A 17460-nucleotide genomic window follows, 5' to 3' on the forward strand; every position below is an offset into this window, starting at 1 on the left:
GTAGGGCGTGCCGCCGCGCAATACACCCGCAAATCTGCCGGAGCTGCGCCGCCCAAGCCCGCAATTTCCGGGAACGCGGCCAGTTGTGCCCCGGTTCCCGTCCCCCAGGCCTTTTTGCCGGGGCCAAACTCGCCTAAAGTCGCGCCTCGCTCGTCGAATGGAATCGGTTTCATGCATTTGCTGCTTGTCGACGGCTCGGGCTATATTTTCCGCGCCTTTCACGCTCTGCCCCCGCTCAACCGCAAGTCCGATGGCTTGCCGGTCGGCTGCGTCCAGGGTTTCTGCAACATGCTGTGGAAGCTGATGGAGGACCTCAAGGGCGACGACGAGCCCACCCACATGGCCGTCATTTTCGACCATTCGGGCAAAACCTTCCGCGACGAATTCTATGCCGAATACAAGGCGCAGCGCCCGCCCGCGCCGGCCGATCTGGTGCCGCAATTCCCGCTGACCCGCTCGGCCACCCGCGCCTATAATATCCCCTCCATCGAGATGGAGGGCTGGGAGGCCGATGACATCATCGCCACCTATGCCCGCATGGCCCGCGAAGCCGGCGGCAAGGTCACCATCGTCTCCTCCGACAAGGATCTGATGCAGATGGTCGAGCCCGATGGCTCGATCCGCATGCTCGACACCATTGCCCGCCCCGGCCAGCCGCCCTTGCGCTGGATCGGTGTCGATGAGGTGATCGCCAAATTCGGCGTCACCCCGGACAAGGTGATCGACGTGCAGGCGCTGTGCGGCGATAGCGTCGACAACGTGCCGGGCGTGCCCGGCATCGGCGTCAAGACCGCCGCCGAGCTGATCAATACCTATGGCACGCTGGAAATCCTGCTCGAGCGCGCCGGCGAGATCAAGCAGAACGCCCGCCGCGAAAAGCTGATCGCCAATGCCGACCTCGCCCGCATTTCCAAGCGCCTGGTGACCCTCGAACAGCAGGTGCCGGTCCCCCTCGATCTGGGCGCGCTGTCGCGCCAGCCGGTCGAGCCGGGCAAGCTGTTCCCCTTCCTCAAGGCGATGGAATTTGCCACCATCACCAAGCGCCTCGCCGGTCTGCTCGGCGCCGATCCCGACGCCTGGGAAGCCGATCCCGAGATTGCCGCCAAACCCTCCAGCCCCATCGGCTTCAACAATGAAGCCCGCGCCGACGCCCGCGCCGCCCGCCACGAAGCCGCCGGCACCGCCGGCTCGCCTTTGGTGCTGCATGCCGCCGCCGAACATGAGCGCATCAAGGCCATTCCGTTCAATCCGGCCGCCTATGAAATCATCCGCGATGCCGCCCAGCTACAGCGCTGGATCGACGCCATCGAAATGACCGGCTATGTCGCCACCGACGTCGAAACCACCGGCCTCGATAACCAGACCGCCGATCTGGTCGGCCTGTCCTTTGCCATCCAGCCCGGCACCGGCGCCTATCTGCCGCTCGGCCACTCCGTGGGCGAGGGCGATATCTTTGGCGGCGGCCATGCCGAAGGCCAGATGGATATCCGGCTGGCGCTCGACATGCTGCGCCCGATCTTCGCCAATCCGGCGATCCTCAAAATCTTCCACAACGCCAAATACGATCTCGGCCTGCTCGCCCGCTATGACGTGCCGGTGAACTCCATCGATGACACGCTGCTGCTGAGCTATTCGCTCGACGGCCCGCAATACAACACCATGAGCGAGCTGGCCGATCACTGGCTCGGCGTGCCCGGCACCCCGATCAAGGAGCTGATCGGCTCCGGCAAATCCCAGATCACCTTCGCCCAGGTGCCGATCGACAAGGCCGCGCTCTATGCCGCTGAAGACAGCGACATGACCATCCGCCTGTGGCGCATCCTCAAGCCCCGCCTCGCCGCCGAGAGCATGACCACGGTCTATGAAACCCTCGAGCGCCCGCTGGCCCCGGTGCTGGGCCGCATGGAAGCCCGTGGCATTTCCATCGACCGGCAGATTCTCGCCCGCCTCTCGGGCGATTTCGCTCAGCGCGCCGCCGCCTTCGAGGCCGAGGCCTATGAGCTGGCCGGCTCCAATTTCAATCTCGGCTCGCCCAAGCAGCTCGGCGAAATCCTGTTTGATCGCATGGGGCTGGAAGGCGGCACCAAGACCAAGACCGGCGCCTGGTCCACCGGCGCGGATGTGCTGGAAGACCTCGCCCTCAAGGGCGTGCCGCTGGCCCGCACCATTGTCGACTGGCGCCAACTGACCAAGCTCAAGGGCACCTATACCGACGCATTGCCCGAATATATCAACGCCCGCACCAAGCGCGTCCACACCACCTATTCGCAGCACTCGGTGCTGACGGGTCGCCTCAGCTCCAACGATCCGAATTTGCAAAACATCCCCGTGCGCACCGCTGACGGCCGCAAGATCCGCACCGCCTTCGTCGCCGCCCCCGGAAAAATCCTGATTTCCGCCGACTACAGCCAGATCGAGCTGCGCGTTCTTGCCCATATCGCCGATATTCAGGCGCTCAAGGATGCCTTCGAGGAAGGCCTCGACATTCACGCCATGACCGCCAGCGAAATGTTCGGCGTCCCGGTCGAAGGCATGCCGTCCGATGTGCGCCGTCGCGCCAAGGCGATCAATTTCGGCATCATCTACGGCATTTCCGCTTTTGGCCTGGCCAATCAGCTCGGCATTCCGCGCGGCGAGGCGGGCGACTACATCAAGACCTATTTCGAGCGCTTCCCCGGCATCAAGGACTATATGGACGAGCAGCGCCGCCGGGTGAAAATCGACGGTTTCGTCACCACCATTTTTGGCCGCAAGATCAACTTCCCCAACGCCAATTCCAGCCACGCCGCCGAACGCAGCTTCGTCGAACGCGCCTCCATCAACGCCCCCATCCAGGGCTCCGCCGCCGACATCATCCGCCGCGCCATGATCCGCATGGAGCCCGAGCTGAAAAAGGCAGGCGTCGAAGCCGACATGCTGCTGCAAGTCCACGACGAACTGATCTTCGAAGTGCCCTTGGGCACCGAGGAGGTCGCCATGGCGGCGATCAAGCGCATCATGGAAGGCGCGGCGGAGCCGGCGGTACGGCTATCGGTGCCGATTCAGGTCGATGCCCATGCGGCGAATAATTGGGACGAGGCGCACTAGGTTTTGGTGTGACGCTGATGAAACAGCCCCCGGCTTTCGCCGGGGGCTTTCTGATTCACTTCATGAATTCGTACGTTCTACGCCGAGGCCGTGTAACCTCGGATCACATCCTTCAACGGACCTGCGAGGCTGAAGATGTCCTCGACCTGTTCGACGTCGTGGCGCACCGCCTCCTTGTTCGCGTCAAACACCATCACAAACTTCGTTTTCCCGTTGAAGTGCATCCGGGCGATCGGCTTGCGGTTATTGTCGTCGAACAGGATGGAGCAATAGGACTGCGCATCGCGCATGGTGATGCGCGAAACAGGCGCCACCTCGGCGGCAATGGCGCGGACGATATTGAAGCCGTGCAGTTCTTCCGGCGTCGTATCGAGCTTGCTTTCGTCCACCATCGGGACCTCATCCTCGGCTCCGCCGTCGAAAGCCACATCGATCTTCTGCTTGGCGCGTTGCCTGAACAGGTCGTCAAAGGCCCGTTTGACGATGGGTTTTAGGCCGTCCACAACCGCGCCGGTGAGCTTGCCGGTGTAAAAGCCGCGCGCCACGAAACGCACGAAATCCTCGTCGGGATTGGCCCATTGGGTTTCGATGACGCTCATTGCCCCACGCAGATATTTCAATGACGAGGCCGCAGCCTGAACATTCTCGATGCTGAAATTGCTTTTGTGGAATTTCTCCAGCTCTTTCAGATCGTTGTCGTCATAGGACAGCAGGTCGAATTTGAAGAAGGGTGTCGCATCCATCTTGTTGGGCGCATCCAGATCGGTGAAGAACCAGATATGCAGCCCATTGGTCAGGATGCCGATATTGGCATCGCAGGTGTGGAAGTAGCGGAATAGCTGGCTGAACTGTGCGTCGCGCAGATTGACCGAGACCGATTTGGCCTCCACCAGATATTCGATCCGGTTGCCTATCTTGATCGCATAGTCGATCTTTTCGCCCTTCTTCAGGCCGACGTCGGCGACGTATTCCGGAATAACCTGTGTCGGGTCAAAGACATCGAAGCCAAGGACCCGAAGAAACGGCATGACGATAGCGTTCTTGGTTGCTTCTTCGGTTTGCGCGATTGCCTGCGCGTTAATAGCCCGCTTCGCCAGATCGGCGACATCTTCCTTAAATGACATTATTGCCCCCACAATATTGGGAGCCTAGGTGGTGTCAGGACAGATGTAAACCAACGGATATTTGCGGCCCTCCCTGCACCATCACCACCCACGGTGTCACCCCGGGCCTGACCCGGGGCCCATCCCGGAAGCACCCCACAGCCGCTAGGTGGATCAAACCGTCACCCCCTCCCAACCTCCCCCATCAAGGGGGAGGTGTCGTTCTGTGGTTGTGACTAGATCGTGCCCAAACCCGATCTGATACCTCCCCCTTGATGGGGGAAGTTAGGAGGGGGTGGAGCCAAAGGCACCGCGCCACGGATACCCACCGCGCGTCACCCTCGGGCTTGACCCGAGGGCTCTACACTTCCGGCGGCAAGGTCAGTGCAACCCCCTCGGGTCAAGCCCGAGGGTGACGTGTCGTGGGTGAGGTAAAATGCTGAAACTTATCCATCTTATCCCCGCCCCCAAAACCTCCCGCATACTCCACCCATCTTCCGGGATACGGGCGGCGCTGCAGCGACCGGTGTCCGGATTGACGGTCGGGAGGGTGGAGGTCGCGCTCCGCCCTGGGCTGTGCGGATGGGGCATTCGGGCATGGGGCTACGGGTCCATGCTGGGGCTTGCGGTCTGCCTTCCGAGAAAAACCCGACGCCCCGAGGCGGTTCTCGTCTCATTATTTTAACTTAACCAGAGGCGAAAACCGCCTCGGGGCTCCGCTCGTCTTCTGAAACCCGCATTGCAGGCGGCGCTTGCGCACGCCTATCGGCGGGTCACCGAAACACTCCGTCCTTCGCCGCCGGGCGGAATCGCCAGCTCCACCACCAGCGTCGCCGCCGCGACCAGTTCCGGTGCCCGTTCGGCCCATTCGACCAGCACGATGGCATCGGGATTGTCGAGCAGGCCCAGTTCATCCACCTCGCGCGGATCGCCCAGCCGGTAGAGGTCGGCATGCAGCACCGGGCCCTTGGCCGTGTCGTAGGGCTGCACCAGCGCAAAAGTGGGGGAGGGCACGTCGAGCGCCGGATCGCCGGCCAGATGGCGGATGATGGCACGGGCCAGCGCCGTCTTGCCGGCGCCGAGATCGCCATTGAGCACCACGAGGTCGCCTGGCGCCAGCATGGCCGCCAGCGCGGCCCCGAGGGCGGCAGTCGCGGCGTCGTCGGCGAGCAGGCGCTCCATTATTCGGCGACGCCGGCCATGGCGCTGTCGCGCGGCAGGTTGACGATGATGCGGCTGCCGCGCGGCTCGCGCTTTTCGGCCGAGATGGTGCCGCCATGCAGATTGACGAAGGTCTTGACGATGGCGAGGCCGAGGCCGGCGCCGCGCTGGCGCCCCGAGGGGGTGTCGATGCGGGTCTGGATCGCGGCGCGCATTTCGGCGGTGATGCCGGGGCCTTCGTCTTCGATGACGAACAGCATGCGGTCGGCGCGATGGCTCACCGTCAGCCGGATTTCGCCACCCGGCGGCGAGAAGCGGGCCGCGTTGGACAACAGATTATACAGCACCTGCACGATGCGGGTGCCATCGGCGATGAAGGGCGGCATGCGGTCTTCGATATCGACCACCAGATTGATCGGCTTCTCGCCCGAAATTTCGGGGAAAGTGGCCGATAGCCCAGCCCGCGCCTTGTCGACCAGCGTCACCACATCGAGCAGTTCGGGGCGCAATTCGGCAATGCCGGCATCGACCGAAGCGAGGTCCAAAATATTGTCGATCAGCACGCCCAGCGTTACCGAGGAGGCGCGGATATAATCGATATAGGCACGCTGCCGCTCATTGAGCGAGCCGCCTTCGCTGCCGGCCAGCAGATCGGCGAAGCCGATAATATTGGTCAGCGGGCTGCGCAGCTCATAGGAGACATTTTCGACGAAAGCGTCCTTGAGCACGTCGGCGGCCACCAGCGCATCATTGCGCTCCTTGAGCACCTTCGAATAGCTGGCGCTCTCGGTGACGTCGAGAAAGGTCATCATGGTCTGCCCGTCGGGCAGGCGGGTGATGGCATAATCCAGCAGCCGCCCATCCGAGCGGTTGATCCGCCCGGTCTGGTCCGAACGGGTCGGATTGAGATCAATTATCCCCCGCTTCAAATCCCGCCATATAGTGGAGCCATCTTCTGGAATGGCGCGGCCCGAGGCCTCGGCGATCTGGTCGATATGGGGATTGTGGCCCAGTTCATTGACCGGCAGCTTCCATAGCGCCAGCAGGCGCGGATTGGACAGCGTCAGCCGGCCATTGGTGCCGAACACCGCCACCGCTTCGCTGAGCGCGTTGATGGTTTCGCGCTGCACATTGGAAAACGCCTTGTTGGCCGATTCCAGTTTGAGCCGTTCGGTGATGTCCTCGAACACATAGATCACCCCACCCGCCGGGCCGGCCGGTGCCGAGATCACCTTGATGGTGCGGCCATCGGGCAGATGCCAGGGCTCGTTCTCGTGCGGTTCCTTGCGGGCGTAGCTTTCCAGATGCTTGCTGCGCCAGATTTGATAATCCACCTGGCTGGGCAGCATGCCCTCGGTGCGCAGCTTGTCGAGAATGGCGCGCTCATCGAGCCCCGGCACCAGGAATTTGCGGTTCAAATTCCACAGCTGGGCATAGGCCTCGTTGAACTGGATCAGCTCGCGCCGAGCATTGAAAATGGCGATCGGCGTGGCCAGCGCGCCGATAATGCCGCCGATATGGGCAATGCCGGTTTCGGCGGGGCGGTTGGCCTCGTCTTCGACCGGACGCAGATAACCGGCACGGCCACCGGCGATGGGGAATTCCACCAGTTGATAGGGCCCCTGTCCGGGCCAGGCGACGGTCATGGTGCCCGGCTTGTCGTCTTGGGCGCAGGCCAGCAGATGCTGTCGCAATTGCGCGGTGTCGAGCAGTTCGGGCGGCGCGTTTTCAGTGCCCTTCTTGCCCAGCGTGCCGGCCAGCCGCAGATAGGCCGGATTGGCATAGATCAGCCGGTCGCTGTCATCGCGGGCAAAAGCCGGTTTGGTGAGCGCCGACAGAATGGCCCGGACACTGGCATGATCGCCGGTGGCGGCAGCGGCGACCATGGTGGGCTCGGCGCCGGGCTGCAGGAAAGCGGGGCGCAGGCGCATCGCGGCGCCGCCGCCCAGCACCCAGCCATTGGCGCGGATCAGCCGGCCGTCGAGGGCATTCAGGCTCACGGCAAAGCCATGGCCATGCACGCGCAAATCTTCCAGCAGGCGCGCCAGCTTGTCGGCGTCGCCATGCGACAGCCAGCTGGAAAGCTTGAGTACGCTCGAGGGCTGGCGGCCGACCGGCAGCACCGAAGCGGCCTGACCGAGCAGGCGCGGCGCGCCGTCGCTATTGTCGGTCCACAAAATGGTGACTTCGCGGGTGCCCGACAGCAGCCCCTCATATTCATCGACCAGCGCCCGCAGCCCGGCGATCTGTTCGGCGGCGTGGCGGCGCGTCGCCTTGCCGTTGACCAGCGTGGTGCGCACCACCGCCATGGCCAGCAGGGCAAAGGCTCCGGCGCCCACGGCAACAGCCAGCGGCGCAGCACCCGCAAAGCTGGCCGCGTTGATGCCCTGCGCGAGGGCGGGGACCGCCGTCATCAGGGTAAGAGGGGCTGCCGCGACTACCGCGAATCCCCAATGCTTCCGGAAGTGATCCGGCGCCATGCGCTGCCCTCTAAGGTCAAAATTGTTGATGCCAGCCCGGATGCCGAGGCAATCCGGTACGCCTGCACAAAAAGAAGTGGCCAAACGCGGAGTCCATCTGGACTCCGGCCAACTCCGATCCGGTCACTTGTCCCCGAGCTCCCGAATCACCCTGACCATACCGGCCCGGTGAATCGGCTAAAAGAGGGTTAATGGCTGTGCTTTGATGGCAAAGGGGGGATATCGGGTCTTGACCGTGAACGAAGCAGCAACGTTCGCGAGCGCTTCGGCATGCTGGGCTCCACCCCCTCCCAACCTCCCCCATCAAGGGGGAGGTGCCGTCCGGTGGGTTAGGCTCGATCCAGCCAGAAACTCGATCGATACCCCCCCCCTTGATGGGGGAGGATAGGAGGGGGTGGGGCAGCAAACACCGCACAAGCAAACGCCCGCAGCCAAGGCCACGGGCGCTCGCGATTGCAAGTCGCAGTCGATTAGTAGCGGTATTCGCCCGACTTGAACGGCCCGTTCTGGCTGACGCCGATATAGTCGGCCTGGGTCTTGGTCAGCTTGGTCAGCTTGGCGCCGAGCTTGGCCAGATGCAGCTCGGCGACCTTTTCGTCGAGATGCTTGGGCAGCACATGCACCTTCTTTTCCAGCTTTTCGCCATTGGTCCACAGTTCGATCTGGGCCAGCGTCTGGTTGGCGAAGGAGGCGGACATGACAAAGCTCGGGTGACCGGTGGCGTTGCCGAGATTGACCAGGCGGCCTTCCGACAGCAGGATCAGACGCTTGCCATTGGGCTGCTCGATCAGGTCGACCTGCGGCTTCACATTGGTCCACTTGAAGTTGCGCAGGCCGAGCACGTCGATCTCGTTATCGAAATGGCCGATATTGCAGACGATGGCCATGTCCTTGAGATTGCGCATTTCGTCGACCATCAGCACGTCACGGTTGCCGGTGGCGGTGACGACGATGTCGGCGCGATGGGCAGCATCTTCGAGGGTCACGACCTCAAAGCCTTCCATGGCGGCCTGCAGCGCGCAGATCGGATCGACTTCGGTCACCAGAACGCGAGCGCCGGCGCCGCGCAGCGATTCAGCCGAGCCCTTGCCCACGTCGCCAAAGCCGCAAACGATGGCGACCTTGCCGGCCAGCATCACGTCGGTGCCGCGACGGATGGCGTCGACCAGCGATTCACGGGTGCCATACTTGTTGTCGAATTTCGACTTGGTCACCGAGTCATTGACGTTGATCGCCGGGAACGGCAGCTCGCCCTTGGCGTGCAACTGATAGAGGCGCATCACGCCGGTGGTGGTTTCTTCCGACACGCCGCGGATGGCGGCGCGGATATTGGAGAAGAAGCCGGGGGTCGATTCCAGGCGGCGCTTGATGGTGGCGAAGAAGATTTCTTCTTCCTCATTGCCCGGCTTGTCGAGAATGGAGATGTCCTTCTCGGCCTTGGCGCCATTGAGGATATACATGGTGGCGTCGCCGCCATCATCGAGGATCATGTTGGGGGTGAGGCCATTGCCCCAGTCCATCATGCGGTCGGTAAACGCCCAATATTCTTCCAGCGTTTCGCCCTTATGGGCAAATACCGGGATGCCGGCGGCAGCGATGGCGGCAGCGGCGTGGTCTTGGGTCGAGAAGATGTTGCAGCTGACCCAACGCACTTCGGCGCCGAGCGCGACCAGTGTCTCGATCAGCACGGCGGTCTGGATGGTCATATGCAGCGAGCCGGCGATGCGGGCGCCCTTGAGCGGCTGGGTCGCGGCATATTCCTCGCGGATCGACATCAGGCCGGGCATTTCGATTTCGGCGATGGTGATTTCCTTGCGGCCAAAATCGGCGAGGGAAATGTCCTTGACCGCATAATCGGTCGATTGGGTGGTCATCGGCAGGCTCCGGCAATTGCAATGGGGGATCGTGCTTCAGCTATACGCAAGCGCGCGGGCTGGATCAACGGGGGACATAAAGAAATGCTTATATGTGCTTACCGATAGGCTGCATAACGCCTGCGTTTGAACGGCAGCGTGAGGAAGCGCCACAGACCCGACAGCACCAGATAGCCCAGGATGAAACCGCCCCCGGCATAGAGAATGCCTTCCATGGTGACGGGGATGGCGGGCTGGTAGCTCTCCAGCGTGCGCCGGCCGATATCGCTATCGAGATAGGCCGGCAGCAATTGAAACCGCTCGACCGGATTGGCGCCTTCGATGCGGGCCAGCGTGGCGCTCAGCGTGTCATAGCGCTGGAAGGTTGCCGCCATCGAGCTGCCGCGTCCGGCGAGAAAACCGTCATTGGACGCCTCGTAGCGCTGCAGCGCCGCGATGCGATCAAGGCCACCCGCCACGGCCGCCCGGTCGAAATCCTCGGTGATCACACGCAGTTCGTCCACCGCGCCGCCCAGCCGCTGGGTATATTGCTGGGCATATTCGGGGAACTGGCTGAGCGCCATGGCCAGTCCCAAGCCGCCGACACCGGCAATGATGCGCCGCATAGATTCGCCTCCGCCTTGCCCGTGCTCAATGTGCGGGAGCGCCGGCCGTTCCGCAACCGGGGCGCGTCGTTACAGATCGCTCAGCTTGTCGGCCCGCACCACAAAGCGCTGCACCATGTCGATGGTCTGTCGGCGCAGCGACTCCTGATAGGCGGCGCTGCCGACATCCTTGCCGAAAATCTTGGAGAAGGTGGCGCGGTTGGAAACATTGAAGAAACACAGAGCGCTGATCTGCCAGTGGATTTCCAGCGGGTCGAGCCCGGCCCGGAACAGCCCAGCGGCGACGCCCTTGGCATAGACCGCCTCGATGCTGCCAATGGCGGTAACGTTGAGGTCGCGGATCACGCCCGAACCCTCGAGGTACTGCGCGTGATGGATATTCTCGATCATCACCATGCGGATGAATTCTTCATGCTGGTGATGGTGATCGAAGGTGAATTCCACCAGCCGCCGCAGCGCCTCCAGCGGTGGCAATCCGTCGATGTCGAGCTTGGCTTCGCCCTCGCGCACCTGGCGGTAGGCGTTTTCGAGGGCGCTGACATAGAGGCCCTCCTTGCTGCCGAAATAATAATAGATCATCCGCTTGGACGAGCGGGTCTTGGCGGCGATGTCATCGATGCGGGCGCCCGCCAAACCATTGAGCGCAAACTCCTGCGCCGCCACTTCGATGATGTTCTGCTTGGTGCCCTCAGGGTCTTGCGTGCGGGTGCCGCCGTCCCGTGCTTTGGATCGGGATGATGAAACTGGGGTGCTCATACAATCGCAGCCTTCCATGGCGGCAATTGACTAAACTAACCAGTTCGTACATTTTGCCGCAAATCGCCTTTCAGCATTTATCGGGTGCGGTGAGGGAAAGACAAGGCCGCTGCCGTTTTTCGGCGGCGGCGCATGGGGAGACCTGAGCTTTGCACATTGCCAGCAACCAGCCGGAGCCGCCGCTTCGTGGCACGGTTCTGCAGCACCGCCTGCCGCATCCCGACGGCATCACCATCGGGCTGGTGGGGCGGGGCATCGCTGCATCGCTGTCGCCGCTGATGCATGAGCGCGAAGGCCAGCGGCTCGGGCTCGACTATCGCTATCACCTGATTGATTTCGACCAGCTGCAACTCGATGACGCCCAGCTCCCCGAGATCCTGGCCGAGGCGCGCGAGCTCGGCTTTGCCGGCCTCAACATCACCTACCCCTTCAAGCAGGCCATCCTGCCGCTGCTCGATGATCTGGCGCCGGATGCGGCGGCCATCGGCGCCGTCAATACGGTGGTGCTGGGTGGCGCTAGGACGCTGGGGCACAACACCGATTGCTGGGGCTTTGCCGAAAGTTTTCGGCGCGGTCTGCCGGCGGTGAAGACCGACCTGGTGCTGCAACTGGGTTCCGGCGGCGCCGGGGCGGCGGTGGCGCGGGCGTTGCTGCAATGCGGTGTCCAGCGGCTGGCGATCTACGACACCGAGCCGGGCCGGGCGCAGGCACTGGCCGGCCGGTTGCGCAATTTGCTCGGCGCTGATGTCGAGGCCGTGGATGACGTGGCCGATATAGCCCCCCTGGCCGACGGCATCGTCAACGCCACGCCGGTCGGCATGACCAAATGCCCCGGCCTGCCCATCGCTGCGGCGCTGATCGAGCCGCATCACTTTGTCGCCGATGTGGTGTATTTCCCGCTCGAAACCGAGCTGATCCACCTCGCCCGGGCGCGTGGCTGTCAGGTGCTGCCCGGCGGCGGCATGGCGGTATTTCAAGCGGTGCGGGCGTTTGAACTCTTCGCCGGCGTGCAGCCAGACGCCGATGCCATGGCGGAAACATTTCGGGCGGCGGTTGCGGGCTAGGCCTTAGATCTTGCCCGTCGACAGCACATAGTCGACGCCGCTCTTGATGTGGCTGGTCAGCTTGCGGACGCTATTGTCGATGTCGCGCTGCATCGCCAGCTCGAACAATGCCTTGTGGTCATCCATCACCGCCGAGCCGCGAAAGCTCTCGGCCAGCATGTGGTAGCGGATGAAGCGATCGAACACCGAGGCGTGCAAATCCAGTAGCGTGCGCGAGCCGCAGGCCGAAATCAGGGCGTTGTGGAAGGCGAAGTCGTAGCGGACCCACTGGGCAGTGCGGTCCATGTCGCCGCTGAGCAATTGCGCCTCGACCACCGAGAGCTTGTGATGGGCGGCCACCACCCGGCCTTCCCAGTCGAGATCGCCAGTCTCCAGCGAGAGCCGTAGCGCGTGGCTTTCCAGCAGCAGCCGCAAATCGGCCACTTCGCGCAGATTATCCGCCGTTGCCGCCGCCACTTCAAAGCCGCGCTGGCCTTCGGCCATCACCAGATTTTCGCTGGCCAGCCGATTGAGAATTTCGCGCAGCGTGCTGACGCTGGCGCCATACTGGCTTTTGAGCGTGTCCAGCTTGAGCTTTCTCCCTGGGGGCAACTGGCCGGCTATAATGTCGTCGCGGATACGCCGGAACGCCAAATCGCCGACGCCTTCTTCCACTGTCTGTCTATCGTCGCTCAATGCCGCCTCCACTTGCCTTTCTTTTAGCCAATGGAACGACGCTCGTCAAAGTGATCCAGAAAAATCATAGAAAACAAAAATTACATGACTAAATGAAATTAAGCAGCTAGTTTGCAAGCGCTCCGAAGGGGCATTGACTTGAACGAACTATTTCGTACATTGTGCTTCAGGACGGAAAACGACGGTGTTCAACCGTGCGTCCGCTGAGGATGCCTGGGCTTACAGGCGGCATTTGGGAGGATAACAATGCGTTTTGGATTTACGCGCCGCGCCGTGCTGCTTGGCAGCCTGCTGCTGGCCACTGTTGTGCCGGTCATGGCGCAGGACAAGCCGGTGCTGCGGTTTTCGGCAGTGTTCTCGGAGCAGGACATCCGCGCCGAGATGATGGATCTGTTCGCCGGCCAGATCGTCGACGACTTCACGCTTGAGCCCTATTACGGCGGCAATCTGTTCAAGCAGGGCACCGAACTGGTGGCGCTGCAGCGTGGCAATCTGGAAATGGGCAATATCGCGCCCCAGGATATTTCCAACCAAATCCCGGCCTGGTCGGTGCTGACTTCGGCCTATCTGTTCCGTGATGCGGCGCATCTGCGCACCTTCTTCGACAGCGATGTCGGCGCTGAATTCAAGCAGATGGCCGAAGACCAGCTCGGCGTTCACATCCTCGGGCCGACCTATTTCGGCGCCCGTCAGGTGGGCCTGCGCATCGACAAGGAAATCAAGACCCCGGCCGATATGGCCGGCATCAAGCTGCGCATGCCCGGCGGCGACGCTTGGCAGTTCCTCGGCACCTCGATCGGCGCCAACCCGACGCCAATGGCCTATGCCGAAGTCTATACGGGCCTCCAGACCGGCGCCATTGACGGCCAGGACAATCCGCTGCCCAACGTCGAGAACATGAAGTTCTACGAAGTGATGAAGCAGATCGTGCTGACCTCGCATCTGGTGGGCTATGACCTGCTGGTGATTTCGAGCGAAAAGTTCAACGCCATGACGCCCGAGCAGCAGGCCGAAGTGCAGGCCGCGGCAACCGCCGCGATTGACTTCAGCCAGAAGGCGCATCTGGATCGTGAAGCTGAACTGCTGACCCAGTTCGAAGCCGCCGGCCTCAAGATCTATGAGCCCGACCTCAACGCCTTCCGCAGCTATGCCCAGCAGATGTATCTGGACTCCGATCTGGCCAAGGACTGGCCGGCCGGCGTGGTTGAACGCATCAACGCACTCTGAGCTAGACTTCCGCCCCTCAGGGGTGGCGCGCGCAACTTGCGGCGCCGCCCCGTCCTTGGCAGACCTCCGCTCCGGAGACAGACAATGAATCCTCGACTTGCCGGCCTCGGCGCGTGGTTATACGCCCGCGCCGAAAATATTCTCGCAGCCATGCTCGGCGTAATGTTCGCCGTCTTCATCCTGCAGATCGTCTTCCGCTACGTCATCAATCTGCCCATCGGCTGGACGCATGAAATCAGCGTCATGATGTGGCTGTGGATCGTGCTGTTCGGCACCGCCTTCGTGGTGCGCGACAGTGAAGAGATCCGCTTTGATATTTTCTATGCCGCAGTGGGCAATCGCACCCGGCGGGTCATGGTCTTTCTCACCGCCGTCACGCTGGTGGTGCTGTTCTCCATCTCGCTGCCGGCCGTGGTCGATTATGTGATGTTCATGAAGGTCGAAAAGACGGCCTATCTGAAAATCCGCTTCGATTATCTCTATTCCATCTATGCCATCTTCGCTGTGGCGATGATCGTTCGTCAGTTCTGGCTGGCCTGTCAGGCCGTCTGGGGCAAGGACAGCGAAGGCTTTGATCCAACCAAGGCAGGGTCGGGCGTATGACCATTTCCACTCAGTTTACCGCCGCGCTGATCCTGATCACGGCGCTGGCCTTTCTCGGTCTGCCGATGGGGCTGTCCATGCTCTGCGGCTCGATCCTCTATCTGCTGTTCACCGGCCAGGATATGGGCATCGTCGCCGAGCAGTTCCTCAACGGCATGTATTCCAACTACATCATGCTGGCCGTGCCGCTGTTCATCCTCGCCGCTGAAATCATGAATTCCGGCTCGCTCTCCGAGCGCCTGCTGCGCTGGTGCGATGCGGTGGTCGGCCGCTTCCGCGGCGGGCTGGCGCAGGTCAACGTGCTGCAATCCATCGTCTTTGCCGGCATGTCCGGTTCGGCTGTCGCCGATGCCGCCGGGTCGGGCAAGATGATGCAGCACATGATGACCAAGGACGGCAAATACACGCCGAGCTATGCCGCCGCGCTGACCGCCGTCACCGCCGTGATCGGGCCGATCATTCCGCCCTCCATTCCCATGGTGCTCTATGCGCTGGTGGCCGACACGTCCATTGGCTACCTATTCCTCGCCGGGGTCATTCCGGGCCTGCTGATGGCGGGCGTCATGATGGTGCAGATTGCCGTCACCGCCCGGGTCAAGAACTTCCCGGTCGAGCCGCCGGTGCCGTTCCGCAAGCTGCCCAAGATGACCTGGGAAGCCATGCCGGTGCTGATGATGCCGGTGGTGCTGATGTATGGCATTTACGGTGGCATCACGACGCCTACCGAAGCCGCTGCTGTGGCCGCCTTCTATGCGCTGGTCATCTCGATCATCGTCTATCGCAGTGTAAATGCTCGTGAATTCTACCTGTCGCTGCTGACCAGCGCCAAGACCACCGCCACCATCGGCATGCTGATCGCCGGGGCGCTGGTGTTCAACTATGTGGTGACGGTGGAGAATATTCCGCGCACCATCAGCGCGATCTTGATCGGTTGGAACCTCGATCCGATCACCTTCCTGATCATCGTCAACATCATGTTGCTGATCCTGGGTTGCGTGCTCGAAGGCACGACCATCCTGCTGGTCATTGTGCCGGTGCTGATCCCCACCGCCCAGGCGCTGGGCATCGACATGGTGCATTTCGGCCTGGTCGTTATCGTCAACATCATGCTCGGGCTGATCACGCCGCCCTATGGCTTGCTGCTGTTCATCATGACCAAGATATCGGGCTCACCGATGCGCAATATCGTGGCCGATGTGATGCCGTTCCTCGGCGGGTTGTTGGTGGCGCTGATGGTGTTCACCTTCGTCCCCGACATCGTGCTCTGGCTGCCGCGCCAATTCGGTTATGGGGGCTAAGAACATGCAGCCGCTCTATATTTTAAATGGTCCCAACCTCAATCGTCTCGGCAAGCGTGAGCCTTCCATCTATGGCACCACCACGCTGACCGAGGTGGAACAGCTCTGCCGCGATGCGGCGGGGCAGCACCCGGTCATTTTCCGCCAGACCAATAGCGAGGAAAACCTGATCAATTGGGTGCATGAGGCGATCGATGAGGGGGCGGGGATCATCATCAATCCCGCCGCTTTCACCTTCACCTCGCTGGCCCTGCTCGATGCGCTGAAAATGTTCGAGGGGCCGGTTATCGAGTTCCATATTTCCAATGTTCACAAGCGCGAGTCGATCTATCATCGCTCCTATGTGTCGATGCGGGCCGATGCGGTGCTGGTGGGGTTGGGGGCGCAGGGCTACGCGACAGCGGTGCAAGCCATGCTGAAAATGCTGGAAACCCGCCTCTAGCGCTAGCGGCGGCGATGGCCGAAAAAGACTTTGCGATAGAGGGGCTTGGCTGCGGTCAGGCCCCTTTTTCGTCCAAGCATGGGCTGCAAGCATGCTGCCACTTTTCTTGCGCTTATCTGCCCGGTGCATCTGTCAGGCCCATGATTTGGGCGATATGCGAACAAATATCGTAAATCGCACAAATCCGTTGACCGGGCGCGGTCCTTTCTGTTTGCTCCGGCATAAATCAGGAGAGCGCTATGGCCGAATTCTTGCCGCTTGCCGAGGCTGTCCGGCACAATCTGAACGATGGCGACATGGTCGCCTTCGAGGGCTTCACCCATCTCATTCCGCATGCCGCCGCGCATGAGGCGATCCGTCAGGGCTTCAAGGATTTGACCCTGCTGCGGATGACGCCGGACATCGTCTATGACCAGATGATCGGCATGGGCATGGCCAAGAAGGTGATCTTCTCCTATGCCGGCAATCCCGGCGTAGGTCTGCTGCGCCGGATGCGCGACGCCATCGAAAACCAATATCCGCGCGGCATCGAGACGGTGGAGCATTCCCACTCCGCCATGGCCCAGGCCTACGAAGCCGGCGCCGCTGGCCTGCCATTGGCAGTGTTCCGGGGCTATCGCGGCGCTGACCTGCCCAAGGTCAATCCGACCATCAAGTCCATCACCTGTCCCTATACCGGCGAAGAGCTGGCGACGGTGCCGGCGCATCGCCCGGACGTGACCTTCATCCATGCGCAAAAGGCCAACGCCAAGGGCGATGTGCTGATCGAGGGCATTGTCGGGGTGCAGAAGGAAGCGGCGTTGGCGGCCAAGCGGGTCGTGGTGACGGTCGAGGAAGTGGTGCCCGACTTCAAGGGCCTGCATCCTAATCTCTGCATCCTGCCGCATTGGACGATCAACGCCATCGCTGTGGTCAAGGGCGGGGCGCACCCCTCCTATACCCATGGCTATTATGCCCGCGACAACGCCACCTATCTGGCGTGGGACAAGATTTCGTCCGACCGTGAGCTGTTCGCGGCCTGGATGGACGAGCATGTGCTCAAGGCGACGCCCGAGGCGTTTGCCGACCGCATCAAGGGGCTGTGA

Annotated in this window: 14 protein-coding genes; 7 read left to right on the top strand and 7 right to left on the bottom strand. The window is 62.1% G+C overall.

Going from position 1 to position 17460, the window contains the following annotated elements; genetic code table 11:
• Positions 1 to 171: 171 nt before the first annotated feature.
• Positions 172 to 3087: a DNA polymerase I gene (gene polA, locus ACX3OW_RS04500; RefSeq protein WP_459094530.1), complete on the top strand. Its 2916-nt coding sequence runs from the start codon at positions 172 to 174 to the stop codon at positions 3085 to 3087.
• A gap of 77 nt (positions 3088 to 3164) precedes the next feature.
• On the opposite strand, the gene ACX3OW_RS04505 is transcribed toward polA, so the two are convergent.
• The 6 genes from ACX3OW_RS04505 to ACX3OW_RS04530 form a co-directional block, all read right to left on the bottom strand.
• Positions 3165 to 4211, bottom strand: a complete 1047-nt coding sequence (locus ACX3OW_RS04505; protein WP_459094531.1) for a type I restriction enzyme HsdR N-terminal domain-containing protein — start codon at positions 4209 to 4211, stop codon at positions 3165 to 3167.
• A gap of 741 nt (positions 4212 to 4952) precedes the next feature.
• Positions 4953 to 5372: a tRNA (adenosine(37)-N6)-threonylcarbamoyltransferase complex ATPase subunit type 1 TsaE gene (tsaE, locus tag ACX3OW_RS04510; RefSeq protein ID WP_459094532.1), complete on the bottom strand. Its 420-nt coding sequence runs from the start codon at positions 5370 to 5372 to the stop codon at positions 4953 to 4955.
• Entirely contained in the window at positions 5372 to 7765 is a 2394-nt protein-coding gene (locus tag ACX3OW_RS04515) for a sensor histidine kinase (RefSeq protein ID WP_459094533.1), read from the bottom strand. Before ACX3OW_RS04515 ends, tsaE begins: the two co-directional genes overlap by 1 nt.
• A gap of 536 nt (positions 7766 to 8301) precedes the next feature.
• Positions 8302 to 9705, bottom strand: a complete 1404-nt coding sequence (gene ahcY / locus ACX3OW_RS04520) for an adenosylhomocysteinase (protein WP_459094534.1) — start codon at positions 9703 to 9705, stop codon at positions 8302 to 8304.
• Between the two features lie 98 nt (positions 9706 to 9803).
• Positions 9804 to 10310 carry a DUF2937 family protein gene (locus ACX3OW_RS04525; protein WP_459094535.1) on the bottom strand — a complete coding sequence of 169 codons (507 nt, stop codon included), beginning with the start codon at positions 10308 to 10310 and terminating at the stop codon, positions 9804 to 9806.
• Between the two features lie 69 nt (positions 10311 to 10379).
• Positions 10380 to 11066 carry a TetR/AcrR family transcriptional regulator gene (locus tag ACX3OW_RS04530; RefSeq protein WP_459094536.1) on the bottom strand — a complete coding sequence of 229 codons (687 nt, stop codon included), beginning with the start codon at positions 11064 to 11066 and terminating at the stop codon, positions 10380 to 10382.
• Between the two features lie 149 nt (positions 11067 to 11215).
• On the opposite strand from ACX3OW_RS04530, the gene ACX3OW_RS04535 reads away from it, so the two are divergent.
• Positions 11216 to 12130 (top strand): shikimate dehydrogenase, encoded by a 915-nt coding sequence (locus ACX3OW_RS04535; protein ID WP_459094537.1) that lies wholly within the window; start codon positions 11216 to 11218, stop codon positions 12128 to 12130.
• Between the two features lie 3 nt (positions 12131 to 12133).
• Here the strand turns inward: ACX3OW_RS04535 and ACX3OW_RS04540 are convergent, their stop codons facing one another.
• Positions 12134 to 12805: a GntR family transcriptional regulator gene (locus ACX3OW_RS04540; RefSeq protein WP_459094538.1), complete on the bottom strand. Its 672-nt coding sequence runs from the start codon at positions 12803 to 12805 to the stop codon at positions 12134 to 12136.
• Positions 12806 to 13051: 246 nt separating this feature from the next.
• Between ACX3OW_RS04540 and dctP the strand changes: the two genes are divergently transcribed.
• The 5 genes from dctP to ACX3OW_RS04565 all read left to right on the top strand — a co-directional run bounded on the left by dctP (position 13052) and on the right by ACX3OW_RS04565 (position 17460).
• Positions 13052 to 14032, top strand: a complete 981-nt coding sequence (gene dctP, locus ACX3OW_RS04545) for a TRAP transporter substrate-binding protein DctP (protein WP_459094539.1) — start codon at positions 13052 to 13054, stop codon at positions 14030 to 14032.
• Between the two features lie 84 nt (positions 14033 to 14116).
• On the top strand, positions 14117 to 14635 hold the full coding sequence (locus ACX3OW_RS04550; protein ID WP_459094540.1) for a TRAP transporter small permease: 519 nt from the start codon (positions 14117 to 14119) through the stop codon (positions 14633 to 14635).
• A complete protein-coding gene (locus tag ACX3OW_RS04555; protein ID WP_459094541.1) occupies positions 14632 to 15933 on the top strand; it encodes a TRAP transporter large permease in 1302 nt (433 codons plus the stop codon). Before ACX3OW_RS04550 ends, ACX3OW_RS04555 begins: the two co-directional genes overlap by 4 nt.
• 4 nt (positions 15934 to 15937) lie before the next feature.
• Positions 15938 to 16375, top strand: coding sequence for a type II 3-dehydroquinate dehydratase (locus ACX3OW_RS04560; RefSeq protein WP_459094542.1), 438 nt, complete (start codon positions 15938 to 15940; stop codon positions 16373 to 16375).
• 239 nt (positions 16376 to 16614) lie between these two features.
• A complete protein-coding gene (locus ACX3OW_RS04565; RefSeq protein WP_459094543.1) occupies positions 16615 to 17460 on the top strand; it encodes a CoA transferase subunit A in 846 nt (281 codons plus the stop codon).

The sequence above is a fragment of the Devosia sp. A449 genome, from assembly GCF_054489375.1.